Raw genomic sequence first — 26,155 nt, 5'->3', positions numbered from 1 at the left:
AAATGCCTCCCCGGACGGAGCGGCCTGGCCGCGCCGTCCGGGGAGAGCGGCTGCGCCGCTCAGCCCATGTGGAGACCGCCGTTGCAGGAGAAATCCGCCCCGGTCGTGAACCCGGAATCCGGCCCCGCCAGCCAGGCCACGACCGAGCCGATCTCCTCGGGCGTGCCCAGGCGCCTGACGGGAATCGTCGCGACGATCTTCTCCAGCACGTCGGGCTTGATCGCACGCACCATCTCGGTCCCGATGTAGCCCGGGCTGACGGTGTTGACCGTCACGCCCTTGGCCGCCATCTCCTGCGCCAGCGCCATCGTGAAGCCGTGCATGCCGGCCTTGGCCGCCGAGTAGTTGGTCTGGCCGGCCTGGCCCTTCTCGCCGTTGACCGAGCTGATCTGGATGATGCGGCCCCAGCCGCGCTCGACCATGTCCGGCACCACCTGCTTGGTGACGTTGAACATGCTGTTCAGGTTGGTGTCGATGACGGCGTGCCAGTCGTCCGGCGTCATCTTCAGGAACATGCGGTCGCGCGTGATGCCGGCGTTGTTGACCAGCACGTCGATGGCCCCGTGTTCTCTGCGGGCCTTGCTGAAAGCCTCCACCGTCGAGTCCCAGTCGGCGACGTTGCCGACCGAGTAGTGGAACTCGTAGCCCTGCTCCTTCTGCTCGTCTATCCAGCGCCGGAAGTCGCGGTTCGGCCCGCAGCCGGCGATGACCTTGAAACCTTCACGCACCAGCCGCTGGCAGATCGCCGTGCCGATGCCGCCCATGCCACCCGTGACGTAAGCAACTTTCTGTGCCATCTGCTGTCTCCTTGGTGTGACCGACTCCATCGTGGACGCAGCGCAGCCTGCGCACCATCGGCAACGACACTACGTCGTCCCCCATACGCAGGAGCCGCGGCGACCGGTGGTCTAGCGTTCGACGGTCAGCGCGACGCCCATGCCGCCGCCGATGCACAGCGAGGCGATGCCGCGCCGGGCGTTGCGGCGCCGCATCTCGTGCAGCAGCGTGACCAGGATGCGGCAGCCCGAAGCGCCGATCGGGTGTCCGATCGCGATCGCGCCGCCGTTGACGTTGACCTTGTCGGTGTCCCAGCCCATCTGCTGGTGCACCGCGCAGGCCTGGGCAGCGAAGGCCTCGTTGATCTCGAGCAAGTCGAGCTCGGCCGCCTTCCAGCCGGCGCGCTCCAGCGCCTTGCGCGAAGCCGGCACCGGGCCCATGCCCATCGTCGCCGGGTCCAGCCCGGCCGAGGCATAACTGGCGATGCGCGCCAGCGGCTCGAGCTTCAGCTGCTCGGCACGCGCCGCGCTCATCAGCAGCACCGCGGCGGCACCGTCGTTCAGCCCCGAGGCGTTGCCGGCGGTCACCGAGCCGGCTTTGTCGAAGGCCGGGCGCAGGCCGGCCAGCGCCTCGGCGCTGGTCTTGCGGTTGATGTACTCGTCGGCGTCGAAGACCAGCGGATCGCCCTTCTTCTGCGGCAGCAGGATCGGCACGATCTCGTCCTTGAAGCGCCCGGCGTCCTGCGCCGCGGCGGCCTTTTGCTGCGAAGCCAGCGCCAGCGCGTCCTGCGCTTCGCGCGTGATGCCGTAGTGGCGTGCCACGTTCTCGGCCGTGATGCCCATGTGGTACTGGTTGTAGGCGTCCCACAGGCCGTCGACGACCATCGAGTCGACCAGCTTCCAGTCGCCCATGCGCTGGCCGTCGCGCGAGCCGTTGAGCACATGCGGCGACAGGCTCATGTTCTCCTGCCCGCCGGCAATGACGATCTCGGCGTCGCCGTCGCGCAGCGCCTGCACGCCCAGCATCACCGCCTTCAGGCCCGAGCCGCAGACCTTGTTGATCGCGAAGGCCGGCACCACGTTCGGCAGCCCGGCCTTGATCACCGCCTGGCGCGCCGGGTTCTGGCCGCAGCCGGCCTGCAGCACCTGGCCGAGGATGACCTCGCTGACCTGCCCGCCCTCCAGCCCGCTGCGCTGCAGCAGCGCGCGGATGACGGCGGCGCCCAGGTCCGCGGCCGGCGTCTTGGCGAGCGCGCCGCCGAACTTGCCGACCGCGGTACGGGCGGCGGCGACGATGACGATGTCGGTACTCATGCTTTTTTGTCTCCTGCTGACGGGCAGTTCGTGGTTTCAGGCCTTGGCCTTGACGTAACGGCCGGGTGCCGGCTCGATCGCTTTGTACTGGCGGCTTCCCGGCGTCTTCGGCGCGGCGACGAGCTTGCCGCCATGGGCTTTGAGCCAATCGGTCCACACCGGCCACCAGCTGCCGGCGTGTTCGGTGGCGCCGGCCAGCCACGCGTCGGCATCGGCCGGCGCTGCGGTGTTGGTCCAGTGGCAGCGTTTGCCCTTGGCCGGCGGGTTGATGACGCCGGCGATGTGGCCCGAGGCGCCGAGCACGAAGGTGCGCGGGCTCTTCAGCAGCGGGATCGACGCGTAGGCGCCGGCCCAGGGCACGATGTGGTCCTCGCGCGAGCCGTAGACGAAGACCGGCGCACGGATGCGGCCCAGGTCGACCTTCTCGCCGCAGACCGTCAGCGCGCCCGGCTGCTTCAGCTCGTTGAGCAGGTACATGTGGCGCAGATACCAGCAGTACATCGGCCCTGGCAGGTTGGTTGAGTCGCTGTTCCAGTACAGCAGGTCGAAGGCCGGCGGCGTCTCACCCTTCAGGTAGTTGCCGACGACGTAGTTCCAGACCAGGTCGTTCGGGCGCAGGAAGCTGAAGGTCGTCGCCAGCTCCTGGCCCTTCAGCAGGCCGGGGCCCGAGGGCGCCTCGGCGCCTATCGTCATCTCGCGCCACTGCACGCCGGCTTCGTCGACGAAGAGGTCGAGCACGCCGGTGTCGCTGAAGTCCAGCAGCGTCGTCAGCAGCGTCATCGATTGCGCCGGCTCGTCGCCGCGCGCCGCCAGCACCGCCAGCGCCGTCGCCAGAATGGTGCCGCCGACGCAGAAGCCCAGCGTGTTGATGCGCTCGCTGCCTGTGATCGCCTGCACCGTGCGGATCGCGGCGATCGGGCCGCGCTCGATGTAGTCGTCCCAGCCGAGCTGGCGCATCGAGGCGTCGGGGTTGCGCCAGCTCATCACGAAGGTGCGGTGGCCCTGCTCGACGGTGTAGCGGATGACCGAGTTCTCGGGCTGCAGGTCGAGGATGTAGAACTTGTTGATGCACGGCGGCACGAACAGCATCGGGCGTTCGTGCACCTTGGGCGTCAGCGGCCGGTACTCGATCAGCTGGAACAGGTCGTTCTCGAAGACGACGCTGCCGGCGGTCGTCGCGACGTTGCGGCCGACCTCGAACAGCGTCTCGTCGGTCTGCGAGACGTGGCCCTTGGACAGGTCCTCGACGAGGTGGCGTACGCCGGCGGCGATGCTCTGACCCTGGGTTTCGAGCGCCTTGCGCAGCGCCTCGGGGTTGAAGGCGAGGAAGTTGCTCGGGCTCGCCGCCTCGACCCACTGCTGGACCGCGAAACGCACGCGCGCCCGCGCCTTGTCCTCGCCCTGCACCGCTTCGGCCAGCCGCTGCAGCATGCGCGCGTTCAGCAGGTACATCTGCGCGGTGTAGGCGGCGGCCGGGTTCTTGGCCCACTCCTCGGCGCCGAAGCGCCGGTCGGCCAGCGGCGGCCCGGCAGCCGCCTCGGCCGACGCGCGCTGCAGCGCCTCGTTCCAGATGTCGGAGGCCGCCGTCAGGTATTCGCCCTGCAGCGTGGTCAGCGTCTCCTGCGGCACGCGCAGGCCGACCATCGACTTCAGCATGTCGCCCACGGCGGCGCCGAAGGCCGCGGCTTGTTCGCCGCCGGCCGCCGGCAAGCTGTGCTTGCTCGTCATGTTGTCTCCTCTGGCTGCGGTGGCCCGGCAAACCGTGACCCCGCGACTCGGCACGGTTGTAGGCGCGGTGGCTTACCTCGCCTTGACGCCAGCGCCGATACTGGCGCCCGGACACACCCTAACCCAGATGTACATCGTCGCCATTGCCTGGATATACGTCGTGCTGATGATGGCGCTGGCCGAAGCGATCTCGCCGCAAGGCAGCGTGCTCGGCGCACTCGTCACCTTCACGATGTACGGCGTGCTGCCGCTCGCCATCGTGCTTTACATCATGGGCGCGCCGATGCGCCGGCGCGCACGCCGCGCCGCCGAGGCGGCGGGCTCAGCCGCGGCGCCAGACGGCAGCGGCCATGCGGCCGGTGATGCGGTCGCGCCGGAACGAAAAGAACCGTGAGCCGTCCTCGACGGTGCACCACGAGCCGCCGCTGACCTGCACGACACCGAAGGCCGCCAGGCGCGCGCGCGCCAGCGCCGTCAGGTCGGCGAGCCAGCGGCGCTGGCCGTCGGCGCGCAGCCGCGGCCTGAACAGTGCCGGCGCGTCGGCATCCGGCTCGGCCGCCGGGTCGCCACCGAAGGCTTCGACGACGTCCTGGCCGACCTCGAAAGAACGCGGGCCGATGCAGGGCCCGAGCCAGGCGAGCAGTTCGCCCGGGGCGGCACCGGTGGCTTCGCACAGCGCCGTCGCGCAGGCCTCGACGACACCGCCGGCCAGGCCGCGCCAGCCGGCGTGGGCGGCGCCGACGCCGCGGCCGTCGGCCGTGCACAGCAGCACCGGCAGGCAGTCGGCGACGAGCACGGTGCAGGCGACGCCAACGGCGGTGCTGACGCTGGCGTCGGCACGCGCGAAGACGTGTTCGGGTTCGTCGCCGCGCAGGCGCACGACCTCGGCGCCGTGCACCTGATCGAGGTAGACCGGGCGCGCACCGAGCGCGGCGGCGAAACGCCGCTGGTTCTCGAACACCGCCTCGGGCGCATCGAGCGCGTCGCCGCGCAGGCCCGGCGGACGCAGGTTGAAGCTGTCGTAGGGCGCAGCGCTGACGCCGCCGCGGCGGGTGCTGAACGCCGCACCGACGCCAGCCGGCGCCGGCCACGACGGGCGCAGCAGTTCGGGGGCCTCGGCGCTCACGGCTCGGCGTCCGGGCAGCGCTCGGGATGGGTGTCGGCGAAGGCCGGCAGCCGCATGCAGGTCTCGAACACACGCATCACCTGAGGCACGTGGTCGAGCCGGCAGTCGAAGCGGCGCGCGTTGAGGATCTGCGGCACCAGCACGCAGTCGGCCAGCGTCGGCGTCTCGCCATGGCAGAAAACCGCCGGGCGCGCGGCCAGCTGGCGCTCGACCGTTTCCAGCCCGGTCTCGATCCAGTGCCGCGCCCAGCGGTTCTTGTCCTCGTCGGCGAGCTTCAGGTCGTGCACCAGGAAACGCAGCACGCGCAGGTTGTTCAGCGGGTGGATCTCGCAGGCGATGTCCAGCGCCAGCGCCCGCACGCGGGCGCGGCCGGCGGCGTCGGCCGGCAGCAGCGGCGGCTCGGGGTGGGTCTCGTCGAGGTACTCGATGATCGCCAGCGACTGCGTCACGACGGCGTCGCCGTCGCGCAGCAGCGGCACCAGGCGCGCCGCCGAGACCGCGGCGTAGGACTCCTGGAACTGCTCGTTGCGCCGCAGATGCACGGCGCGGTAGTCGTAATCCAGGCCCTTGAGCGCGAGCGCGATGCGCACACGATACGAAGCCGACGAGCGGTAGTAGTTGAAGAGTTCCATCACGATTGCCCTCTCGCCGCTGGCCGGGCGCCTGCTTCAGCTGCGGATGGCGACACGCAGCGTGCCGAGGCCGGCGACGGCCCCTTCCATCACGTCGCCGCGCACGACCGCGCCGACGCCGGCCGGCGTGCCGGTGAAGATCAGGTCGCCGGGCTCCAGCCGCCAGGCGCGGCTCAGCTGTTCGATGGTCTCGGGAATGCTCCAGATCAGGTCCGACAGGTCGCCCTTCTGGCGCGGCTGGCCGTTGACCGCGAGCGTGATCGCGCCGCGCTCGAGCGTGCCGCAGCGCGCACGCGGCACGACCGGGCCGATCGGCGCCGACTGCTCGAAAGCCTTGCCGATCTCCCAGGACCGGCCCTGCTTCTTCATCTCGTTCTGCAGGTCGCGCCGGGTCATGTCCAGGCCGACGGCGTAGCCCCAGATGTGCTCGACGGCTTCGGACGCCGGGATGTCGCTGCCGCCGCGGCCGATGGCGACGACGAGTTCGATCTCGTGGTGCAGGTTGGACGTCAGCGACGGGTAGTCGATCTGCCCGGTCTCGCCCTCGGCCACCGCCACCAGTGCATCGGCCGGCTTCATGAAGAAGAACGGCGCTTCGCGCCCGCTGTGCCCCATCTCCTGCGCATGTTCGGCGTAGTTGCGGCCGACGCAGTAGATGCGGCGCACCGGAAAGGCGCCGCCGCCGGCGACCGGCAGCGTGACGGGAGCGGGGGCGGGAAAGACGAGTTGCATGGCCTGGATCAAGTCGCACGAAGGTGAAACGATGATGCCATGGCCGGCCGCTACACTGCAGCGCATGTTCGAGCCCCGCCGCATCCGACACTGCCGGCTGTGCGGCAGCCCGGTCCGCTACGCCGTCCCGCCCGACGACAACCGCGAACGTGCGATCTGCACCGCCTGCGGCGAGATCCACTACGAGAACCCGATCAACGTCGTCGGCACGGTGCCGTTCTGGGGCGACCAGGTGCTGCTGTGCCGGCGCAACATCGAGCCGCGCCGCGGCTTGTGGACGCTGCCGGCGGGTTTTCTCGAACTCGGCGAGAGCACCTCGGAAGGCGCTCTGCGCGAGACCGACGAAGAAGCCGGCGCCCGGGTCGAACTGGGCGCGCTGTTCACGGTGCTGAACGTCGTTGCTGCCGGCCAGGTGCACTTCTTCTACCTCGCACGGCTGCAGGACACCCGCTTCGCGCCCGGCCCCGAAACCATCGAGGCGCGGCTCTTCCGCGAGCACGAGCTGCCCTGGGACGAACTCGCCTTCCGCACCGTGCGCGAGACGCTGCAGCGCTACTTCGCCGACCGCGCACGCGGCGCTTTCGGCATGCACGCCGCCGACATCCGCTGAGCGCCGCTTGAGGCGGCGCAAGGCCGCCGCAGGCTCATCGGACGAGACTGGCATGGCACGAACGTGCACGGTGCCCCGCGCACCAGACACCCGCAGCCAGCCAGCCTTGCGCCAGCCAGCCACCGCCATTTGCTGCGCCACCCGGCGCCAAGATGCCACGCGTGGATTGATGACATCGTTCGAGGAACTGCGACCGCTGCTGCGCTCGGTGCGCATCGCCCACCACCTGCCCGGCCGCATCCGCCTGAAGCTCGACGACCGTGCGCTGGCCCGTCTGCCGCGCCTGGAGCGGCCGCTGCCGCCGCTGCACCGGATCGTCGAACGCCTGCCGGGCGTGCACTCGGTGGAGCTGAATGCGCTCGCGCTCAGCTGCACCGTGTTCTACGACCCGGCACGCGTGCCGCCGCAGGGCTGGAGCGCGCTGATCGAGGGTCGCGACGACGCCGATGCGCGGGCGCTCGAAGCGCTGCTGCGCCAGGCGCTGGCCCTGTTCGAGGACACCGTCCCGCCCGCCGCGCCGGCGTGTTCCGGCGCTCACGCCTGAGGAGATAGCAGATGCTGCATCTGGTCCCGTTCGCCGCCGGCATCGCCGTCGGCGCCGTCGCGCTGCGCTGGCTGCAGCGCCGCGCCGATACCGCGCCGCCGGCCGCGGCCAACCCGCCCGCGGCGGCCGAAGCGCCCGCAGCGGCTGAACCGGAGGCCGCGCCGGCACCGCCACCCCGGGCACGCCGCGCACCGCGCAAGACGGCGCGCAAGCCCGCGCCATGAGCAAACGCCGCAAAGCCCTGGCCGCCGTGGCCGACGGCAGCTTCACGCGCGGCTGCGTCGCCGCCGGCTGTCTGTCGGCTTTCCAGGACCGCGCCCGGCCGTCGCCGCGCCGGGTCCTGCGCCATGCGCTGCAGGGCGGCGCCGCGCTGACCGCCGGCACCCAGGCCGCGGCTTCGCTGCGCAACGGCCGCATCGTCGGCGCGCTGGCGGCGGTGGCCGCCGGCGCCGCGGCCGTCTACCTGATCGAGAACCTGCTGGGCGAAACGTCCGGCACCGAGGAGAACCGCGCCCATGGGCAAGAAAGCTAAGAAGTTGCGCAAGGCCTGCCGCGCCTGGAGCGAAGGCGGTGGCGCCGGCGCGCCGCCGTGGATGGCGGCCGGCGGCCCGCCGGCGGGCTGGAACGCCGCCGGCAACGGCGCCGCGTCCGGTCTGATGCCGGCCTGGCTGCGCGGCATGAGCGCGCAGCAGCAGTTCCTGGTCGGCCTGGCGATCGGCGCCGGCGGCGCCTGGCTGCTGGGCGACGACGAACGCCGCGCCGCGCTCGTCAAGGCCGGCATGAAGCTCTACACCGGGCTGGCAGGCGGTTTCGAGGAGCTGAAGGAACAGGTCGCCGACATCCGGGCCGAGATGGACGCGGAGCAGCACGGCGCGCCGTGACACCCGCGCCCTGGCTGCTGGCGCTGGAGCCGGTGCACGCCTGCGCCGGCCGGGTGCGCTGGCGCTACCGCTGCGCGCCCGGCAGCTCGCGTGACCCGCGTTCGCTGCAACGCGGCGCCGAAGCGCTGCGCGGCGTGCGCAGCGTGCGCATCAACGCCGCGGCGCGTTCGCTCGCCATCGCCTACGACGCCGCACTCACCGACGCCGCGACGCTGGCCGCCGAACTGCGTGCCCTGCCCCCACCAACCGCGGCAGCGGGGGCCGCGGCCGAGGGCGCGCCCAGCCTAGTCGGCGTCGCCGCCGCCGGCGCGACGCTGCTGGCCGGCAGCACGCTGCCGCTGGCCCTGCGCAGCCCGGTCTCGGCCGCCAACGCGCTGCCGCTCTTCGGTGCCGCGCTCGAGGACTTCCTGCGCACCGGCATCACCTCGCACGTGCTGGAAGCGACCGCGGTCGCGATCTCGATCGGCCGCGGCGACCACCTCGCCGCCAACACCACCGCCTTCCTGCTGGCGCTGGGCGAGTACCTCGAACACTCGATCGAGCGCCGCTCCGACGCGCTGCTGCGCCAGCTGCTGCGCCCGGCCGACGACCAGGTCTGGGTCGAACGCGAGGGCCAGGAGCAGCGCATCGCCGCCGACGCCGTCGAGGTCGGCGACACCGTCATCGTCGCCACCGGCAGCGTGGTGCCGGTGGACGGCACCGTGCTCGGCGGCGAAGCCCTGGTCAACGAGGCGACGATGACCGGCGAGAGCGTGCCGGTGGCGCGCCGGCGCGGCGACCGTGTGCTCTCGGGCACGCTGCTCGAGGAAGGCCGGCTGCGCGTCTATGCCGAACGCGTCGGGCGCCAGGCGGCGGCGGCCCGCATCGCCGACTTCGTCGCCCAATCGCTGCAGGCCAAGGGCCAGACCCAGCTCGAGGCTGCGCGCCTGGCCGACCGGCTGGTGCCGATGGTGCTGGGGCTGGCCGGCGGCACCTGGGCGCTGTCGGGCGACTGGCGCCGCGTCGCCGCGGTGCTGCAGGCCGACTACTCCTGCGCGCTGAAGCTGGCGACCCCGGTCGCGTTCAAGTCCTCGATGGCCGCGGCCGGGCGCGCCGGCATGCTGGTCAAGGGCGCCCGCGCGCTCGAACGCCTGGCGGCGGCCGACACCTTCGTCTTCGACAAGACCGGCACGCTGACCGAGGGCTCGCTGCTGGTGACGGACTCGGTCGCGCTCGACCCGGCCTTCACCGCCGAGGACCTGCTGAACCTGGCGGCCTCGGTCGAGGAGCACTATTTCCATCCGATGGCGCTGGCGGTGGTCGCGGCGGCGCAGCGGCTGGCGGCGCCGCGCCACTTCGAACACGCCGAGGTCGAGTTCATCGTCGCCCACGGTGTCGCCAGCGTCGTGCAGGGCAAACGTGTCGTCGTCGGCTCGCGCCATTTCGTCGAGGACGACGAAGGCATCACGCTCGGCCCGCACGAGGACCGCATCGCCGGCCTGCAGGCGGCCGGCAAGACGCTGCTCTACATCGGCTGGGGCGGGCGCCTGGTCGGCGTGCTGGCGCTGCGCGACCGCCTGCGCGCGGACAGCGCCGCGACCGTCGCCCGGCTGCGCACTCTGGGCGTGCGCCGCATCGTCATGCTGACCGGCGACACCCCCGAACGCGCCCGCGCGATGGCCGATGAACTGGGGCTGGATGCCTTCCACGCCGGCCTGCTGCCCGAGGACAAAGCCGCGGTGCTGCACGAACTGGCGGCCGACGGCAGCCGCATCGCCTTTGTCGGCGACGGCGTCAACGACGCACCGGCGCTCAGCGGCGCCCACGTCGGCATCGCGATGCACCGCGGAGCCGACGTCGCGCGCCTGGCCGCCGACGTCGTGCTGCTGGAAGACAACATCGCGCGCGTCGCCGATGCCAAGGCGCTGGCGCTGGCGACAAGGCAGCTGATCGACTCGAACTTCCGCCTGACGATGGTGCTGAACACCAGCATCCTCGGCGCCGCGGCGCTCGGTGTGCTGAGCCCCGTCAGCGCCTCGCTGCTGCACAACGGCAGCACGATCGCGATCCTGCTGCGTGCGCTGGCCGGCGGCGGGCTGCCGCGCCCCGCCCGGCGGCGCAAGGCCGGCTGATCAGCGCAGCAGCGTGCGCCGGTAGCCGACCACGTGCACGCCGAGGAAGCCGAGGAAGGCGGCCCCGGTGAGCACGTGCACGCCGCGGGCGCCGGCAGCGGCGGCGGCGAGCGAGCTGCCCAGCGTGGCCATCATCCCGTACTTGGCCCAGCGGTTGACGCGGCGTTTGCGTGAAAGCGGGCGGCGCGTCGGCGTCGCCACGGCCGCAGGCGCCGCGGCGGCAGCACCGAACCACGGCGCCACGGCGTCGAGCACCGCGCGACGCATCGCTGCCTCGTCGCAGAGACTGGCGTCGTAGTCGAGCACCAGGCTCGCCGCGCCCGGATTGGTGCGCAGCGAGCGGCAGCCCGGCAAGGTCTGCAGCGTGGCGCCGACGGCGTCGGCCACCGCGGCGCTGCGCAGCCGGGCGTCGCGCAGCCGCATGCGACCGGGGACCGACGCGACGATGGGTGGCGAAAGGCGGCAGGCTCGTGCGTTCATGGGCATTTGTAGCGCGTCCTGCGGGCCGGCGGCCGGCGCTGGATCAAGCGGCGATGCGCAGCGCCGGGCCGGTGGCGGCGTCGAAACCGATCGCGAACAGGGTCTCGGCATCGCCTTCGTCGTCCACCCCCTCGGCGACCAGCTGCAGCTTCATGCCGTGCACCAGCTCGACCAGCCCGACGGCAAAGGCGTGCACACGCGGCTCGGCCGCGACACCGCGCACGAAACGCGCCTCGACCCGCACGTGGTCCAGGCCGACGCCGGCCAGCCGCGACAAGGCATGCATGGACGCGCCGGCATGTTCGACCCCCAGGCGCACGCCGTGGCGGCGCCAGGCCAGGCCGGCTTCCTTCAGCCGTGGCAGCGCACGGTCCAGCCAGGCACCCTCGCTGACGTCGATCAGCAGCCGCGCCGCGGCCTCGGGCTGGGACGCCAGGCGCTGGCGCACCTCGCCGACGAAACCCGGCGTCAGCAGCGACAGCGCACCGACGTGCACGCAGCGCTCACGCCCGTCGCGCACGATGGCGAGCAGCGCCAGTTCCAGCGCCAGCAGGTCCACACGCGGCAGCAGGCGCGAACGCGTCGCCATCGCCAGCCAGCGCTGGGCTTCGCAGTACGGCCCGCCGACCTCGAGCTGCAGGCGCAGCGGGCACTCCAGATGGCGCAGGCGCCGGTCGGGGCCGACGACGGCGAACTCGCCGAGCCGGGCGCGGCCGTCCTGCAGCGCCTCGGCGATGCGGGTGCGCCAGGCCTGCTCGCCGAACGCGGCTTCGCCGGGAGCGTGGATCTCGATGCAGAACGGCCCGCCGGCCTCGGCGCGCGCCAGCGCCTGGTCGGCCGCCGCGAGCGCCTCGCCGGGCGAATCGCCCTGCAGGCCGTCGACGCCGCCGACGACGATCTCGATGCCGCCCGGCCCGGCCGCCGGCGTCGCGCGCAAGGCCTCCAGCAGCGTCGCCGCGGTCTCGGCGGCGATGCCGACGGCGGGCAGGCACAAGGCGAAGTCGCTGTCGTTGAGGCGCCCGGCGAAAGCCCCGGGCACGTGCTGCGGATATGCGTCCAGCGCCTCGCCGATCAGCGCCAGGCGGCGCTCGACGGCGTCCTCGCCGATCTGCAGCCGCTGCGCCTGCAGATTGAGGGCGCGCAGCAGCAGCAGCGAACGCTCGGGTGCCGCGCCCTGGCCGAGCATGCTGCCGAGCCGGCCGAGGAAGTGACGCCGGTTGGGCAGGCCCGAGACCGGGTCGCTGTGCGCCTCGCGGCGCAGCGCTTCGACACGGTCTGCCTGGCGCCTGACCTCGTCGAGGCGGCGCGCGAGCGGCTCCTGCGCCGGTGCCCGCAACGGCGGCGGCAGCGCGGGCGGCTTGGCGGCAGGCTCGCGCCCGCCGGGACGTCGGGCGGCGTACCAGGCGCGGAGCCGTCGGCGCAGCGCCTCAGGAAGGAAGTCGGGCAGTGGCGGCAAGAGGATCCCGGAAAACGGCGCGACGGCATCGGCCGACAGCACCATGGCAGCGAGCATGCCAGCACCATCGTCCACGCGCCCGCCCGACTTGAGCGGGACGACACCAACGCGTCCATTGCAATTCATATGCAATTGCGAACTATTCGTATTCGCGTGAGTTGGCGGCATTTGACGCCCATTCGCGACGCAAAGACGTTCTGGACACGATCTAAGTCAGCCGAATGGCCTCCTGTTGCGTTAACGTCATGGTGTTAGCCCAGACGCGCGTCGACGCGACGGGCGACCCGCATTGACTTTCCTTTCGGAGACCCGCGAATGACCTCTCGTCGTGAATTCATCCAGATCGTCCCGTTGGCCGGCGCCGCGCTGTTCACTGGCCGCAGTGCCATGGCCGCCCCGGTTGACGAGAAGGATCCGCAAGCCGTCGCCCTGGGCTACGTCGCTGACGCTGCCAAGGCCGACAAGGCGAAGTACAAGCAGTTCGTCGCCGGCTCGCATTGCGGCAACTGCGCCCTGTTCCAGGGCAAGCCGACGGACGCCGTCGGCAACTGCCCGCTGTTCGCCGGCAAGCAAGTGGCGAACAAGGGCTGGTGCAGCGCCTGGGCCAAGAAGGCCTGAGGAAACCCTGAGGTCCGCGCCACCGACGCGGACCGGGTTTTCAAAACCGAGAGGGCTCCCGCGGGAGCCCTCTTTCTATTTGGCCGCGAGCGCGCCTTCAGCGCCGCGGCGGCGGCAGGTCGGTGCAGCTGCCGTGCGCCGCTTCGGCCGCCAGGCCGATCGACTCGCCCAGCGTCGGATGCGGGTGGATCGTGCGGCCGATGTCGACCTCGTCGGCCCCCATCTCGATGGCCAGCGCGATCTCGCCGATCATGTCGCCGGCATGCGTGCCGACGATGCCGCCGCCCAGGATGCGGTGCGTCTGGGCGTCGAACAGCAGCTTGGTGAAGCCTTCGTCGCGGCCGTTGGCGATCGCGCGGCCCGAGGCCGACCACGGGAACAGGCCCTTCTTGACCGCGACGCCGCGCGCCTTGGCGTCGTCCTCGGTCAGGCCGACCCAGGCGACCTCGGGGTCGGTGTAGGCGACACCCGGGATCACACGGGCGTCGAAACGCGCCTTGTCGTCGCCAGCGGCAACCTCGGCCGCGACGTGGCCCTCGTGCACCGCCTTGTGCGCCAGCATCGGCTGGCCGACCAGGTCGCCGATGGCGAAGATGTGCGGCACGTTGCTGCGCATCTGCACGTCCACCGGGATGAAACCGCGTTCGTCGACCGTGACGCCAGCGTGTTCGGCACCGATCGCACGCCCGTTCGGACGCCGGCCGACCGCCTGCAGCACGAGGTCGTAGACGCCGTCGCTGCGCGTGCCGTCGGCCGCCTCGAACTGCACGCGGATGCCGTCGGCGGTGGCTTCGGCGCCCACTGTCCTGGTCTTCAGCATCAGGCGGTCGAAACGCGGCGCGTTCATCTTCTGCCAGACCTTGACCAGGTCGCGGTCGGCGCCGGCCATCAGGCCGTCGAGCATCTCGACCACGTCCAGGCGTGCGCCCAGCGTCGAGTACACCGTGCCCATCTCCAGGCCGATGATGCCGCCGCCGATGACCAGCATCTTCTGTGGCCGCTGGCGCAGCTGCAGCGCGCCGGTGGAGGTGACGATGCGCTCGTCGTCGGGCAGGAAGGGCAGCTTCACCGCTTCGGAGCCGGCGGCGATGACCGCCTGGGCGAAGCGGATCGTCTGCGCGCCGCCGTCGCCCTGAACCGCCAGCTCGTGCGGGCCGGCAAAGCGGCCGACGCCCTGCACCACCGTGACCTTGCGCATGCGCGCCATCGCGGCCAGGCCGCCGGTCAGCTTGGAGACGACCTTTTCCTTGTGTGCGCGCAAGCGGTCCAGGTCGACCTGGGGTGCGCCGAAGCTGACGCCGGCCGCCGCCAGATGCGCGGCTTCGTCGATGACGGCGGCGACGTGCAGCAGCGCCTTGCTCGGGATGCAGCCGACGTTCAGGCAGACACCGCCCAGCGTCGGGTAGCGCTCCACGAGCACGACCTTGAGCCCCAGGTCGGCGGCGCGGAACGCGGCCGAATAGCCGCCCGGGCCGCCGCCCAGCACCAGCAGGTCGCAGTCGTAGCCAGCGCCGGACGCGGCCGCCGGCTTGGCGGCTGCGGCCGGTGCCGCGGGTGCGGGTGCCGCGGGTGTAGCGGGTGTAGCAGGTGTCGCCGCCGGCGCGGGCGCCGCTGCGGCCGGCGGCGGCGCCGCGGCCTCGGCGGTTTCGATGCTGGCCAGCACCGAACCCTGGCGCACCTTGTCGCCGACCTGGACGGCGATGCTGCGCACGACGCCGGCGTGCGGCGACGGGATCTCCATCGACGCCTTGTCGCTCTCGACGGTGATCAGGCTCTGCTCGGCCTTGATCGTGTCGCCGACGGCGACCAGCACTTCGATGACGCCGACTTCGGGGAAGTCGCCGATGTCGGGAACCTGGATCTCGATGACAGCCATCGTGTTCCCCCGCTCAGAGCAGCACGCGGCGGAAGTCCGCCAGCACCGCCGCCAGGAAGGCGTTGAAACGCGCGGCTGCGGCACCGTCGATGACGCGGTGGTCCCAGCTCAGCGACAGCGGCAGCACCAGGCGCGGCACGAACTTCTCGCCGTCCCACAGCGGCCGCGTCGTGCTGCGGCACACGCCCAGGATCGCGACCTCGGGCGCGTTGATGATCGGCGTGAAGTAGGTGCCGCCGATGCCGCCCAGCGAGCTGATCGAGAAGCAGCCGCCGGACATCTCGGCCGGCGTCAGCTTGCCGTCGCGCGCCTTCTTCGCCAGCTCGGCCATCTCGCGGCTGAGCTGCAGGATGCCCTTGGTGTCGGCGTCGCGGATCACCGGCACGACCAGGCCGTTGGGCGTGTCGGCAGCAAAACCGATGTGCACGTACTGCTTGAACACCAGCTCGTCGCCGTCGAGCGAAGCGTTGAACTCGGGGAACTGCCTGAGCGCCGCGGCGCAGGCCTTGATCAGGAAGGCGAGCATCGTCACCTTGACGCCGGCCTTCTCGTTCTCCTTGTTCAGCTGGACGCGCAAGGCCTCCAGCTCGGTGATGTCGGCATCTTCGTGGTTGGTGACGTGCGGGATCAGCACCCAGTTGCGATGCAGGTTGGCGCCGCTGATCTTCTTGATGCGCGACAGGCTCTTGCGCTCGACCGGGCCGAACTTGGCGAAGTCGACCTGCGGCCAGGGCAGCAGCCCGGGCAGCGTGCTGCCGCCGGCAGCCGGCGCGGCCGGCGCCTTGGCCTTCTGCGCCGCGGTCTGCGTCTGGCCGGCCATCACGCCCTTGACGAAGCCCTGCAGGTCTTCCTGGGTGATGCGGCCCTTGGGGCCGCTGCCCTTGACCTCGTCCAGCGGCACGCCGAGTTCACGCGCCAGGCGCCGGATCGACGGCGAGGCGTGCGGCAGCGACGCCGAGACCGGGGCCGTCGGGTCGTGTGCCGGGAGCGTGGCGGGTGCGGGTGCAGCCACACCCGCCGGAGCCGGGACGGCCGGCGCAGGCACGGGCGCCACGGGCGCGGCGGGTGCCGCCGCAGCGGCCGGTGCGGCACCGACGGCAGCATCGAGCAGCGCGATCAGCGAACCGCGCGCGACCTTGTCGCCCAGCTTGACCTTCAGCTCGCGCACGACACCGGCGTGCGAGGACGGGATCTCCATCGACGCCTTGTCGCTCTCGACCGTGATCAGGCTCTGCTCGGCCTTGACCGTGTCGCCGGGCTTGACGAAGACCTCGATCACCGTCACTTCGGCGAAGTCACCGATGTCGGGCACCAGCACCTCGACCGGGCCGGCGGCCGACGCCGGAGCCGGAGCCGCTGGCGCGGCAGCAGCCGGAGCCGGCGCGGGCGCCGCTGGCGCAGGCGCCGTCGCGGGCGCGGGCGTCGCGTCCGCTTCAGCCACCTCGATCAGCGCGATGACGCTGCCCTGGGCGACCTTGTCGCCCAGCTGCACCTTCAGCTCACGCAGCACGCCGGCACGTTCGGCCGGGATCTCCATCGAGGCCTTGTCCGACTCGACCGTCAGCAGCGACTGGTCGAGCGCGACCGTGTCGCCCGCCTTGACCAGCAGCTCGATGACCTCCACATCCTTGAAGTCGCCGATGTCCGGGACCTTCAGTTCCACCACCGCCATGGGTTATCTCCGTCGTTGTCAGGTCTTCAGGCGTACAGCGGGTTCGCCTTGGCCGGGTCGATACCGTACTTCGTGATCGCCTCGGCGACCTTGACCGCCGGGATGCTGCCCTCCTCGGCCAGCGCCTTCAGTGCCGCGACCACGATGTAGTGGCGGTCGACCTCGAAGTGCGCGCGCAGGCTGCTGCGGAAGTCGCTGCGGCCGAAGCCGTCGGTGCCCAGCACCTTGTAGACGCGGCCCTTGGGCAGGAAGGGGCGGATCTGCTCGGCGTAGTTCTTCATGTAGTCGGTCGAGGCCACCACCGGCCCGGCGTGCGCGCCCAGTTGCTGCGCGACGTAGGGCACACGCGCCTCGGCCGTCGGGTTCAGCAGGTTCCAGCGCTCGCAGTCCTGGCCGTCGCGCGTCAGCTCGTTGAAGCTGGGCGCGCTCCAGACGTTGGCCGACACGCCCCAGTCGGCGGCCAGCAGGTCGCGCGCGGCCTGGGCCTCGCGCAGGATGGTGCCGCTGCCCAGCAGGTTGACCTTGGGCGCGTGCTCGGGGCCCGGCTCCAGCAGGTACAGGCCCTTGATGATCTGCTCCTCGGTGCCGGCCTTGAGCCCCGGCATCGGGTAGTTCTCGTTGAGCAGCGTGACGTAGAAGAACACGTTCTCCTGGCGCTCGACCATGCGCTTCAGGCCATGGTGCAGGATGACGCCGACCTCGTGCGCGAACGTGGGGTCGTAGCTGACGCAGTTCGGGATCGTGCCGGCCAGGATGTGGCTGTGGCCGTCCTCGTGCTGCAGGCCCTCGCCGTTGAGCGTCGTGCGCCCGGAGGTGCCGCCGAGCAGGAAGCCGCGCGCCTGCATGTCGCCAGCGGCCCAGGCCAGGTCGCCGATGCGCTGGAAGCCGAACATCGAGTAGTAGACGTAGAACGGCACCATGATGCGATTGTTCGTCGCATAGGACGTCGCCGCGGCGATCCAGCTCGCCATGCCGCCGGGTTCGTTGATGCCTTCCTGCAGGATCTGCCCGGCCTTGTCCTCGCGGTAGTACATGACCTGGTCGCGGTCGACCGGCGTGTACTTCTGGCCTTCGGGGTTGTAGATGCCGATCTGGCGGAACAGGCCTTCCATGCCGAAGGTGCGCGCCTCGTCGACGAGGATGGGCACGACACGCGGGCCCAGCGCCTGGTCGCGCAGCAGCTGCGTCAGGAAGCGCACATAGGCCTGGGTGGTGCTGATCTCGCGGCCTTCGGCGGTGGCTTCGAGCACCGCCTTGAAGGTCTCGATAGGCGGCACCGTGAACTGCTCGTCGGCCTTGGGCCGGCGCTGCGGCAGGTAGCCGCCCAGCTTCTCGCGGCGTTCGTGCAGGTAGCGCATCTCCGGCGTGTCGTCGGCCGGCTTGTAGAACGGGATCTGCGCCAGCTCGCTGTCGGGGATCGGCACGTTGAAGCGGTCGCGGAAGTAGCGGATGTCCTCGTCGCTCAGCTTCTTGGCCTGGTGCGCGGTGTTCTTGCCTTCGCCGGCCTTGCCCATGCCGTAGCCCTTGACGGTCTTGACGAGCACGACGGTGGGCTGGCCGGTGTGCGAGTTGGCGCGGTGGAAGGCGGCGTAGACCTTGTTCGCGTCGTGGCCGCCGCGGCGCAGCTGCCAGATGTCGCTGTCGCTCATCTTGGACACCATCTCCAGCGTGCGCGGGTCGCGGCCGAAGAAGTGCTTGCGCACGAAGGCGCCGTCGTTGGCCTTGAAGGCCTGGTAGTCGCCGTCCAGCGTGTCCATCATGATGCGGCGCAGCGCCCCATCCTTGTCGCGCGCCAGCAGCGGGTCCCAGTTGCTGCCCCAGATCAGCTTGATGACGTTCCAGCCCGAGCCGCGGAACTCGCCCTCGAGCTCCTGGATGATCTTGCCGTTGCCGCGCACCGGGCCGTCCAGGCGCTGCAGATTGCAGTTGACGACGAAGACCAGGTTGTCGAGCTTCTCGCGCGCGGCCAGGCCGATGGCGCCGGTGCTCTCGGGCTCGTCCATCTCGCCGTCGCCGCAGAAGACCCAGACCTTGCGCTGGGAGGTGTCGGCGATGCCGCGCGCGTGCAGGTACTTTAGGAAACGCGCCTGGTAGATCGCCATCAGCGGGCCCAGGCCCATGCTGACGGTCGGGAACTGCCAGAACTCGGGCATCAGCTTGGGATGCGGGTAGCTCGACAGGCCCTTGCCGCCGACTTCCTGGCGGAAGTTCAGCAGCTGCTCCTCAGAGAGCCGGCCTTCGAGGAAGGCGCGGGCGTAGATGCCGGGCGCGCTGTGGCCCTGGATGTAGAGCAGGTCGCCGCCGTGGTCTTCGGTGGCGGCATGCCAGAAGTGGTTGAAGCCGGCGGCGAACATGTGCGCCACCGACGCGAACGAGCTGATGTGGCCGCCCAGGTCACCGCCGTCCTCGGGGTGCAGGCGGTTGGCCTTGACCACCATCGCCATCGCGTTCCAGCGCATCGCCGCGCGCAGCCGGCCTTCGAGCTCGAGGTTGCCCGGGCTGCGCTCTTCCTCGTGCGGCGGGATCGTGTTGACGTAGGCGGTGTTGGCCGAGAACGGCATGCCGACGCCGGCGCGGCGCGCTTCGTCGATCAGTTGGTCGAGCAGGTAGTGCGCGCGCTCGGGTCCTTCGTTCGCGATGACCGCGGACAGAGCCTGCAGCCATTCGCGCGTTTCCTGCGCGTCTTGGTCCCGTGGGTCGCCCGGCAGGGCATCCGGCTGTGCGGACATGCTTGTCTCCTTCAGGGGGTCGTTCTGAAACGGGCGCGAGTTTGGCATAACTCGTTCAAATTCCGAATAGTGCGGCCTCTTCTCACATAGAGAAATTCATAAAAATCACGCGGGGTGCTCCGGGCTTGCGCCGGGTCGCAAGCCGGCGGGTGCTCGGGATAATGGCTGATGGCTCCGACGTCTTCTCCGCTGCCCGGCAATGCGCCGCCATCACCGGCGCGCCGGCGCCCGTTCTCCGGTTGGTGGCGTGGCCTGTCGCCAGCGCGCCAGGATCGCCTCGCGACACTCGGCCCGCTGCTGTCGGTGCTGCTGTTCCTGGCGGCGATCATTTCGGCCTTCTGGTATCTGCGCAACGAGGAAATCCTGCGTGAGACCGAGTCGATCAAACGCGACGCCGAACTCACCCAGCAGCAACTCGGACTGCGCCTGATCCAGAACCAGGAGCAGTTGACGCCGCTGGCACGCGACCTCGGGACACAGGGCGCCGCGGCCGAGCGTTTCCTCGAACAGGCGGCGAGCTTCTCCAAGGACCGCCCCGAGGTCATCCAGGTGAGCTGGGTCGGGGCAGACCGCATGCCCAGGGCGATCCACCGCGCCAGCCTGTATGCGCCCGACCCGGCGCTGCGCGAGGGCCGGCCGGGCACGCAGGCGCCGCTGGCGCCGCTGACCGCCCGCAACGGTGCCGCCGCCCTCGCCTTCGACAGCGCGCGCACGACGCGCCTGCCGACCTACTCGGGGGCCTTCGTCGACGAGGTCGGCACCGCCTACTTCCAGCTGCAGATGCCGCTGATCGACCGCGGCCGCTTCACCGGCGCGCTCGTCGTCGAGTACTCGGTGGACACGCTGCTGCGCAACTTCGTGCCGGTGGACGTCGCGCGCCGGCACATGATCTCGGTCGTCGACCAGTACGGCAGCGTGCTCGCCAGCACCGTCACCCGGCTGCCAGACGCCGCAGGCGAGCGCGAACCGCTGGCCAGCGACGCGCCGCTGACGCCGGCGCTCAACGGCCTGATGCTGCGCGGCCAGGGTTTCCCCAGCTCGGCCGGCCTGGTCAGCAACACGCTGTTCTGGATGGTGGTCGCGCTGTCGGGCCTCACGGTGTGGATGCTGCTGGGCACCTGGCGCCACGTGCGCCACCGCGCGCGCATCCAGAGCGCGCTGGTGCAGGAGACCAACTTCCGCCGCGCGATGGAGAACTCCATGCCCACCGGCATGCGCGCGATGGACCTGGAAGGCCGCATGACCTACGTGAACGCGGCCTTCTGCCAGATGACGGGCTTCACCGACCACGAACTCATAGGCCGGCTGCCGCCCTTCCCCTACTGGCCGCCCGACCGCATCGAGGAGAACGGGCGTTTCCTGCAGCTCGAACTGCAGGGCCGCAGCCCGTCCGGCGGCATCGAGGTCAAGGTGATGCGCAAGGACGGGCTGGTGTTCGACGCCCGCATGTACGTCTCGCCGCTGATCGACCCCAAGGGCCAGCAGACCGGCTGGATGACCTCGATGACCAACATCACCGAGGCCAAGCGCATCCGCGACCAGCTCTCGGCCTCGCACGAACGTTTCACCACCGTGCTCGAAGGGCTGGACGCCTCGGTCTCGGTGCTGTCGGTGCAGCAGGGCGAGCTGCTGTTCACCAACCGCTCCTACCGGCTGTGGTTCGGCGGCGACGCGCGCGGCCACGCGCTGCTGACCGGCGGCGCCGCGCCGGCCGAGTTCCTGGCCGCGGTCGACGACGACGTCGACCAGCTCTCGGGCCTGCCGACGCAGGAGCTGACCGAGGCCGGCACCAGCCCGCGCGAAGTCTTCGTCGAGTCGCTGCAGAAGTGGTTCGACGTGCGCTCGCGCTACCTGCAGTGGACCGACGGCCGGCTGGCGCAGATGCTGATCGCCACCGACATCAGCGCCCGCCGCCGCGCCGAGGAGCAGGCGGCGATGCAGGCCGAGAAGGCGCAGGTGACGAGCCGGCTGGTGACGATGGGCGAGATGGCGTCCTCGGTCGCGCACGAACTGAACCAGCCGCTGACCGCGATCACCAACTACTGCAACGGCATGGTCTCGCGCGTGAAGGCCGGCACCATCGTCCAGGACGACCTGATCGCTGCGCTGCAGAAGACCGCGCGCCAGGCGGAGCGAGCCGGGCAGATCATCCACCGCATCCGCTCGTTCGTGAAACGCAGCGAGCCGCAGCGCCAGCCGTCCGAGGCGCTGCAGATCGTCGAGGACGCGGTCGACCTCGCCGGCATCGAACTGCGCCGGCGCCAGGTGGCGATCCACACCTACGTCGCCCAGCGCCTGCCGACGCTGTCCTGCGACCCCATCCTCGTCGAGCAGGTGCTGCTGAACCTGCTGAAGAACGCGGCCGAGGCGATAGACGGCGCCGGGCTGGCGCCGGCGCGGCGCCACATCGAGCTGTCGGTGGTGCCGCGTTTCGCGCAGGAAGAAGGCGACGTCATCGAGTTCAGCGTCACCGACATGGGCCCCGGAATCAAGGAAGAAGTGCTGGGCCGCCTGTACGAAGCCTTCTTCTCGACCAAGGCCGAAGGCCTGGGCATCGGGCTGTCCCTTTGCCGATCGATCATCGAGTCGCACCGGGGTCGGATGAGGGCGCAGAACCTCTACAATGGAAACCACATCGTCGGCTGCCGTTTCGCGTTCACCTTGCCCGTCGACATCGCGGCGCGCCACGAGGCGGCAGGTGCCGGGGACGAGGCCGGTACGGCGGTTTCCTCCACTCCCACCGTCACCTCCACATGAGCCTGATCCCCAAGAAGGGCACCGTCTACGTCGTCGATGACGACGAGGCCGTGCGCGATTCGCTGCAGTGGTTGCTGGAAGGCAAGGACTACCGGGTCAAGTGTTTCGACTCGGCCGAGTCCTTCCTCGCGCGTTTCGATCCGCGCGAAGTGGCCTGCCTCATCGCCGACATCCGCATGGACGGCATGAGCGGCCTCGAGTTGCAGGACCGCCTGCTCGAACGCAGAAGCCCGCTGCCCATCGTCTTCATCACCGGCCACGGCGACGTGCCGATGGCGGTGACGACGATGAAGAAGGGCGCGATGGACTTCATCGAGAAGCCCTTCAAGGAAGAGGAACTCGTGTCGCTGGTCGAGCGCATGCTCGACCAGGCGCGTCAGGCCTTCAGCCAGCACCAGGAGCAGGCCAGCCGCGACGCGCTGCTGGCGCGTCTGACGACGCGCGAATCGCAGGTGCTCGAACGCATCGTCGCCGGCCGCCTGAACAAGCAGATCGCCGACGACCTGGGCATCAGCATCAAGACGGTGGAGGCGCACCGCGCCAACATCATGGAAAAGCTGAACGCCAACACCGTGGCCGACCTGCTGAAGATCGCGCTCGGCGCGCACGGCAAGGCCTGATACCGGACGACTGACCCTGTCCCGCGGGGCCGCTCACGAGGCGGCCCTTCTCGTTTGTGGAGCCCTGAAGAAGAATGACCGCCCAGCTGATCGACGGCATCGCGCTGTCCAAGACCCTGCGTGCCGACGTCGCCGCACGTGCCGCCGCCCTGCCCCGCCGCCCGGGCCTGGCGGTGATCCTCGTCGGCGAAGACCCGGCCAGCGCCGTCTACGTGCGCAACAAGGTCAAGGCCTGTGCCGAAAGCGGCCTGCACTCGGTGTTCGAGAAGTACGACGCCGACTTCGCCGAAGCCGCGCTGTTGGCGCGCATCGCCGCGCTCAACACCGACCCGGCGATCGACGGCATCCTGGTGCAGATGCCGCTGCCCAGACACATCGACGCGCAGAAGGTCATCGCCGCGATCTCGCCCGACAAGGACGTCGACGGCTTCTCGGTGCAGTCGGCCGGAGAACTCGCCAGCGGCCTGCCGGGCCTGCGCCCCTGCACGCCTTTCGGCTGCATGAAGCTGATCGAAAGCACCGGCCAGAACCTCAAGGGCAAACACGCCGTCGTCATCGGCCGCAGCAACACCGTCGGCAAGCCGATGGCGCTGCTGCTGCTGCAGGCCAACGCCACCGTCACCGTCTGCCACAGCGCCACCGCCGACCTCGCCGGGCACGTGCGCCAGGCCGACGTCGTCGTCGCCGCGGTCGGCCGGCGCAACACGGTCACCGCCGAGATGGTCAAACCCGGCGCGATCGTCATCGACGTCGGCATGAACCGCAACGACGAAGGCAAGCTCTGCGGCGACGTCGACTTTGCCGGCGTGCGCGAAGTCGCCGGCTGGATCACGCCGGTGCCCGGCGGCGTCGGCCCGATGACGATCACGATGCTGCTCGTCAACACGCTGCAAGCGGCCGAAAAGGCCCAGGGGCTGGCGCGTTGAACCCGCTGCTCGACTTCGCCGGCCTGCCGCGTTTCGCCGAGATCCGGGCCGAACACGTCGTCCCCGCGGTCGACACGCTGCTGGCCCAGGCCGACGCCGCGCTCGAGGCCGCGGTGTCGGACGCGGTGCCGGCCGATTACGAGGCGCTGTCGCGGGCGCTGGACGTGCCGGTCGAACGCCTGCGCCGCGCCTGGAGCGCCGTCGGCCACCTGCAGGCCGTCGCCGACACGCCCGCGCTGCGTGCCGCGTATGGCGAGGCACTGCCGCGTGTCACCGACTTCCTGACCCGGCTCGGCGCCGACGCCCGCCTGTACGCCAAGTACAAGGCCGTCGCCGCGAGCCCGACGGCCGCCGCCCTGGCGCCGGCGCGCCGTAAAGCGCTGGCCGACGCGCTGCGCGATTTCGTGCTCGGCGGCGCCGAGCTCGAAGGCGCGGCACGCGCGCGTTTCGCCACGATCCAGGCGCGCCTGGCCGAGCTTTCGCAGGCCTTCGGCGAACACGTGCTCGACGCCACCGACGGCTTCGCGCTCTACGTGTCCGAGGCCGAGCTCGACGGCGTGCCGGCCGACGTGCGCGAAGCCACGCGCACCGCCGCTGCCGCCGAAGGCCGCGACGGCCACAAGCTGACGCTGCACCATCCGGTGCTGCACCCGGTGCTGCAGTACGCGACGAACCGCGCCGTGCGCGAGCAGCTGTTTCGCGCCGACGCCACGCGCGCCAGCGAGTTCGGCCCGGCCGAACTCGACAACGGCCCGCTGATCGCCGAACTCGTCGCGCTGCGCCAGGAAGAAGCCGAGCTGCTGGGTCTGGCCAGCCACGCCGAGGTCTCGCTGGTGCCCAAGATGGCCGAGACGCCGGCGCAGGTGTCCGAGTTCGTGCGCGACCTGGCGCGCCGCGCGCGCCCGTTCGCGCTCACCGACAAGGCCGAACTCGAGGACTACGCCGCGCGCGAACTGGGCCTGGTGCCGCTGGAGGCCTGGGACCGGCGCTTCGCCAGCGAACGCCTGAAGCAGTCGCGCTTCGCCTTCTCCAACGCCGAGGTCCGTCAGTACTTCACCGAGCCGCGTGTGCTCGACGGCCTGTTCCGGCTGGTCGAGTCGCTGTTCGAGGTCGAGATCGTCGCCGTCGAGGCGCCGGCCTGGCACCCCGACGCGCGTTTTCACGAACTGCGCCGCGGCGGCCGCACGATCGCCGGCTTCTATCTCGACCTGCACGCGCGCTCCGGCAAGCAGTCGGGCGCCTGGATGGACGACGCGCGCGGCCGCTGGGCGCGGCCCGATGGCGCCGGCCTGCAGTGGCCGCTGGCGCACCTGGTCTGCAACTTCGCGCCGCCGGTCGGTGGCAAGCCGGCGCTGCTGTCGCACGACGACGTCGTCACGCTGTTCCACGAGTTCGGCCACGGCCTGCACCACATGCTGACCCAGGTCGACGAACTGGCGGTCGCCGGCATCAGCGGCGTCGAGTGGGACGCGGTCGAACTGCCGAGCCAGTTCCTGGAGAACTTCGCCTGGGAGTGGGAGGTACTGGCCAAGCTGTCGGCCCACGTCGACACCGGTGAGCCGCTGCCGCGCGCGCTGTACGAGCGCATGGTCGCGGCGAAGAACTTCCAGAGCGGACTGGGCATGCTGCGCCACGCCGAGTTCGGCCTGTTCGACATGCGGCTGCACGCCGAGCCCGGCGCCCAGGCGCGTGTGCTCGAGCTGCTGGACGAGGTGCGACGCGAGATCAGCGTCTGGGACCAGCCGCCGTGGCACCGCTTCCCGCACAGCTTCACCCATCTGTTCGACGGCGCCTATTCCGCCGGCTACTACAGCTACGCCTGGGCCGAGGTGCTGTCAGCCGACGCCTTCAGCGCCTTCGAGGAAGCGGGCGTGTTCGACGCTGCCACCGGGCGGCGCTTTCGCGAGTGCATCCTCGAAGCTGGCGGCAGCCGCCCGGCGATCGAGAGCTTCGTCGCCTTCCGCGGCCGCGAGCCCAGCCTGGACGCGCTGTTGCGCCACCAGGGCATGGCCTGAGGGCGCGCTGCGTTAGATTGGCTGCCACCATGTCCCGCCCGCACCGGATCGCACTCGTCGCCGCGCTGCTCGCCGCAGCCGCGCCGGCCTGGGCGCTGTACAAGGTGATAGGCCCCGACGGCAGCGTCACCTACACCGACCGGCCGCCGGCGGCGCCGAACGCGCGCATCACCAGCATCGGCCGCAACGGCGAGAGCACGCCGCTGGGCGACGCCTCGCTGCCGCTGGAACTGCGCCAGGCGAGTGCGCGTTTTCCGGTGCAGCTCTACACCGCGTCCGACTGCGCGCCCTGCGATGCCGCGCGCACGCTGTTGCAGCAGCGCGGCGTGCCTTATCGCGAGCGCCGCGTCGGCGGCGACGACGACACGCTGGCGCTGGAGCGCCTGACCGGTGCGCGCACCGTGCCGGCGCTGACGATCGGCCAGCAGGTGCTGCGCGGCCTGTCGCCGGCCGACTGGAATTCGTATCTGGACGCCGCTGGCTACCCGCGCGAGTCGAAGCTGCCGCGCAGCTGGCAGCCGCCGGCGCCGACTCGACCAGCGGCGTCACCGC

The 26,155-nt window shown here is 71.0% G+C and carries 24 protein-coding genes; 13 read left to right on the top strand and 11 right to left on the bottom strand.

Translation table 11 applies throughout. The features are described 5' to 3' along the window. Positions 1 to 59: 59 nt before the first annotated feature. The 3 genes from phbB to CKO43_RS06410 form a co-directional block, all read right to left on the bottom strand. Positions 60 to 797 carry an acetoacetyl-CoA reductase gene (phbB, locus tag CKO43_RS06420; protein ID WP_200225396.1) on the bottom strand — a complete coding sequence of 246 codons (738 nt, stop codon included), beginning with the start codon at positions 795 to 797 and terminating at the stop codon, positions 60 to 62. 111 nt (positions 798 to 908) lie between these two features. After that, positions 909 to 2,090, bottom strand: a complete 1,182-nt coding sequence (locus CKO43_RS06415) for an acetyl-CoA C-acetyltransferase (RefSeq protein ID WP_200225395.1) — start codon at positions 2,088 to 2,090, stop codon at positions 909 to 911. Between the two features lie 36 nt (positions 2,091 to 2,126). After that, positions 2,127 to 3,818, bottom strand: a complete 1,692-nt coding sequence (locus CKO43_RS06410; protein ID WP_200378186.1) for a PHA/PHB synthase family protein — start codon at positions 3,816 to 3,818, stop codon at positions 2,127 to 2,129. A gap of 127 nt (positions 3,819 to 3,945) precedes the next feature. Between CKO43_RS06410 and CKO43_RS06405 the strand changes: the two genes are divergently transcribed. Further along, positions 3,946 to 4,212 carry a hypothetical protein gene (locus CKO43_RS06405; RefSeq protein ID WP_200225392.1) on the top strand — a complete coding sequence of 89 codons (267 nt, stop codon included), beginning with the start codon at positions 3,946 to 3,948 and terminating at the stop codon, positions 4,210 to 4,212. Here the strand turns inward: CKO43_RS06405 and pgeF are convergent. The 3 genes from pgeF to CKO43_RS06390 are packed head-to-tail and all read right to left on the bottom strand — an operon-like array spanning position 4,141 to position 6,308. Continuing rightward, complete coding sequence (pgeF, locus tag CKO43_RS06400) at positions 4,141 to 4,944, bottom strand: peptidoglycan editing factor PgeF (RefSeq protein ID WP_200378185.1); 804 nt, start codon at positions 4,942 to 4,944, stop codon at positions 4,141 to 4,143. The genes CKO43_RS06405 and pgeF overlap by 72 nt on opposite strands. Next, positions 4,941 to 5,576, bottom strand: coding sequence for a maleylacetoacetate isomerase (maiA, locus tag CKO43_RS06395; protein WP_200378184.1), 636 nt, complete (start codon positions 5,574 to 5,576; stop codon positions 4,941 to 4,943). Before maiA ends, pgeF begins: the two co-directional genes overlap by 4 nt. 36 nt (positions 5,577 to 5,612) lie before the next feature. Further along, positions 5,613 to 6,308, bottom strand: a complete 696-nt coding sequence (locus tag CKO43_RS06390) for a fumarylacetoacetate hydrolase family protein (RefSeq protein WP_200378183.1) — start codon at positions 6,306 to 6,308, stop codon at positions 5,613 to 5,615. A gap of 64 nt (positions 6,309 to 6,372) precedes the next feature. On the opposite strand from CKO43_RS06390, the gene CKO43_RS06385 reads away from it, so the two are divergent. The 6 genes from CKO43_RS06385 (at position 6,373) to CKO43_RS06360 (ending at position 10,454) form a co-directional block, all read left to right on the top strand. Next, entirely contained in the window at positions 6,373 to 6,918 is a 546-nt protein-coding gene (locus CKO43_RS06385; protein WP_200378206.1) for an NUDIX hydrolase, read from the top strand. A gap of 169 nt (positions 6,919 to 7,087) precedes the next feature. After that, positions 7,088 to 7,462, top strand: coding sequence for a hypothetical protein (locus CKO43_RS06380; protein WP_200378182.1), 375 nt, complete (start codon positions 7,088 to 7,090; stop codon positions 7,460 to 7,462). A gap of 11 nt (positions 7,463 to 7,473) precedes the next feature. After that, positions 7,474 to 7,686 carry a hypothetical protein gene (locus tag CKO43_RS06375; RefSeq protein ID WP_200378181.1) on the top strand — a complete coding sequence of 71 codons (213 nt, stop codon included), beginning with the start codon at positions 7,474 to 7,476 and terminating at the stop codon, positions 7,684 to 7,686. Then, positions 7,683 to 7,994: a hypothetical protein gene (locus CKO43_RS06370; protein ID WP_200225384.1), complete on the top strand. Its 312-nt coding sequence runs from the start codon at positions 7,683 to 7,685 to the stop codon at positions 7,992 to 7,994. Before CKO43_RS06375 ends, CKO43_RS06370 begins: the two co-directional genes overlap by 4 nt. After that, the gene (locus CKO43_RS06365; RefSeq protein WP_200225383.1) at positions 7,978 to 8,343 is read left to right on the top strand and encodes a hypothetical protein; all 366 of its coding nucleotides are present in this window, start codon (positions 7,978 to 7,980) and stop codon (positions 8,341 to 8,343) included. The genes CKO43_RS06370 and CKO43_RS06365 overlap by 17 nt, the downstream gene beginning before the upstream one ends. Further along, the gene (locus CKO43_RS06360) at positions 8,340 to 10,454 is read left to right on the top strand and encodes a heavy metal translocating P-type ATPase (RefSeq protein WP_200378180.1); all 2,115 of its coding nucleotides are present in this window, start codon (positions 8,340 to 8,342) and stop codon (positions 10,452 to 10,454) included. Before CKO43_RS06365 ends, CKO43_RS06360 begins: the two co-directional genes overlap by 4 nt. Here CKO43_RS06360 and CKO43_RS06355 read toward each other — a convergent pair whose 3' ends face one another. Beyond that, a complete protein-coding gene (locus CKO43_RS06355; RefSeq protein ID WP_200378179.1) occupies positions 10,455 to 10,934 on the bottom strand; it encodes a hypothetical protein in 480 nt (159 codons plus the stop codon). 43 nt (positions 10,935 to 10,977) lie between these two features. After that, on the bottom strand, positions 10,978 to 12,447 hold the full coding sequence (locus tag CKO43_RS06350) for an EAL domain-containing protein (protein ID WP_200225379.1): 1,470 nt from the start codon (positions 12,445 to 12,447) through the stop codon (positions 10,978 to 10,980). A 258-nt stretch (positions 12,448 to 12,705) separates the two neighbouring features. Here CKO43_RS06350 and CKO43_RS06345 point away from each other — a divergent pair, with 258 nt between their 5' ends. Next, positions 12,706 to 13,008 (top strand): high-potential iron-sulfur protein, encoded by a 303-nt coding sequence (locus CKO43_RS06345; RefSeq protein WP_200225378.1) that lies wholly within the window; start codon positions 12,706 to 12,708, stop codon positions 13,006 to 13,008. A 97-nt stretch (positions 13,009 to 13,105) separates the two neighbouring features. Here the strand turns inward: CKO43_RS06345 and lpdA are convergent, their stop codons facing one another. Genes lpdA through aceE form a run of 3 tightly spaced genes read right to left on the bottom strand, consistent with a single transcriptional unit; the run spans position 13,106 to position 19,285 of the window. Beyond that, complete coding sequence (lpdA, locus tag CKO43_RS06340; RefSeq protein WP_200378178.1) at positions 13,106 to 14,884, bottom strand: dihydrolipoyl dehydrogenase; 1,779 nt, start codon at positions 14,882 to 14,884, stop codon at positions 13,106 to 13,108. A gap of 13 nt (positions 14,885 to 14,897) precedes the next feature. Next, a complete protein-coding gene (aceF, locus tag CKO43_RS06335; RefSeq protein WP_200378177.1) occupies positions 14,898 to 16,556 on the bottom strand; it encodes a dihydrolipoyllysine-residue acetyltransferase in 1,659 nt (552 codons plus the stop codon). 26 nt (positions 16,557 to 16,582) lie between these two features. Next, positions 16,583 to 19,285, bottom strand: coding sequence for a pyruvate dehydrogenase (acetyl-transferring), homodimeric type (gene aceE, locus CKO43_RS06330; protein ID WP_200378176.1), 2,703 nt, complete (start codon positions 19,283 to 19,285; stop codon positions 16,583 to 16,585). Positions 19,286 to 19,453: 168 nt separating this feature from the next. On the opposite strand from aceE, the gene CKO43_RS06325 reads away from it, so the two are divergent. The 5 genes from CKO43_RS06325 to CKO43_RS06305 all read left to right on the top strand — a co-directional run. Further along, positions 19,454 to 22,042 carry a PAS domain-containing sensor histidine kinase gene (locus CKO43_RS06325; RefSeq protein ID WP_200225373.1) on the top strand — a complete coding sequence of 863 codons (2,589 nt, stop codon included), beginning with the start codon at positions 19,454 to 19,456 and terminating at the stop codon, positions 22,040 to 22,042. Continuing rightward, positions 22,039 to 22,662 carry a response regulator transcription factor gene (locus CKO43_RS06320; RefSeq protein WP_200225372.1) on the top strand — a complete coding sequence of 208 codons (624 nt, stop codon included), beginning with the start codon at positions 22,039 to 22,041 and terminating at the stop codon, positions 22,660 to 22,662. Before CKO43_RS06325 ends, CKO43_RS06320 begins: the two co-directional genes overlap by 4 nt. A 74-nt stretch (positions 22,663 to 22,736) precedes the next feature. Next, the gene (folD, locus tag CKO43_RS06315) at positions 22,737 to 23,588 is read left to right on the top strand and encodes a bifunctional methylenetetrahydrofolate dehydrogenase/methenyltetrahydrofolate cyclohydrolase FolD (protein ID WP_200378175.1); all 852 of its coding nucleotides are present in this window, start codon (positions 22,737 to 22,739) and stop codon (positions 23,586 to 23,588) included. Further along, positions 23,585 to 25,603, top strand: a complete 2,019-nt coding sequence (locus CKO43_RS06310; RefSeq protein ID WP_200378174.1) for a M3 family metallopeptidase — start codon at positions 23,585 to 23,587, stop codon at positions 25,601 to 25,603. Before folD ends, CKO43_RS06310 begins: the two co-directional genes overlap by 4 nt. Before the next feature lie 29 nt (positions 25,604 to 25,632). Continuing rightward, on the top strand, positions 25,633 to 26,155 hold a 523-nt coding region (locus CKO43_RS06305; protein ID WP_200378173.1), incomplete at its 3' end, for a glutaredoxin family protein.

This window comes from Rubrivivax gelatinosus, assembly GCF_016583785.1.
Taxonomy (GTDB): Bacteria; Pseudomonadota; Gammaproteobacteria; order Burkholderiales; family Burkholderiaceae_C; genus Rubrivivax; species Rubrivivax gelatinosus_B.
The sequence above is the reverse complement of the archived record's forward strand: the minus strand, read 5'-3'. Positions and strand labels throughout refer to the sequence as shown.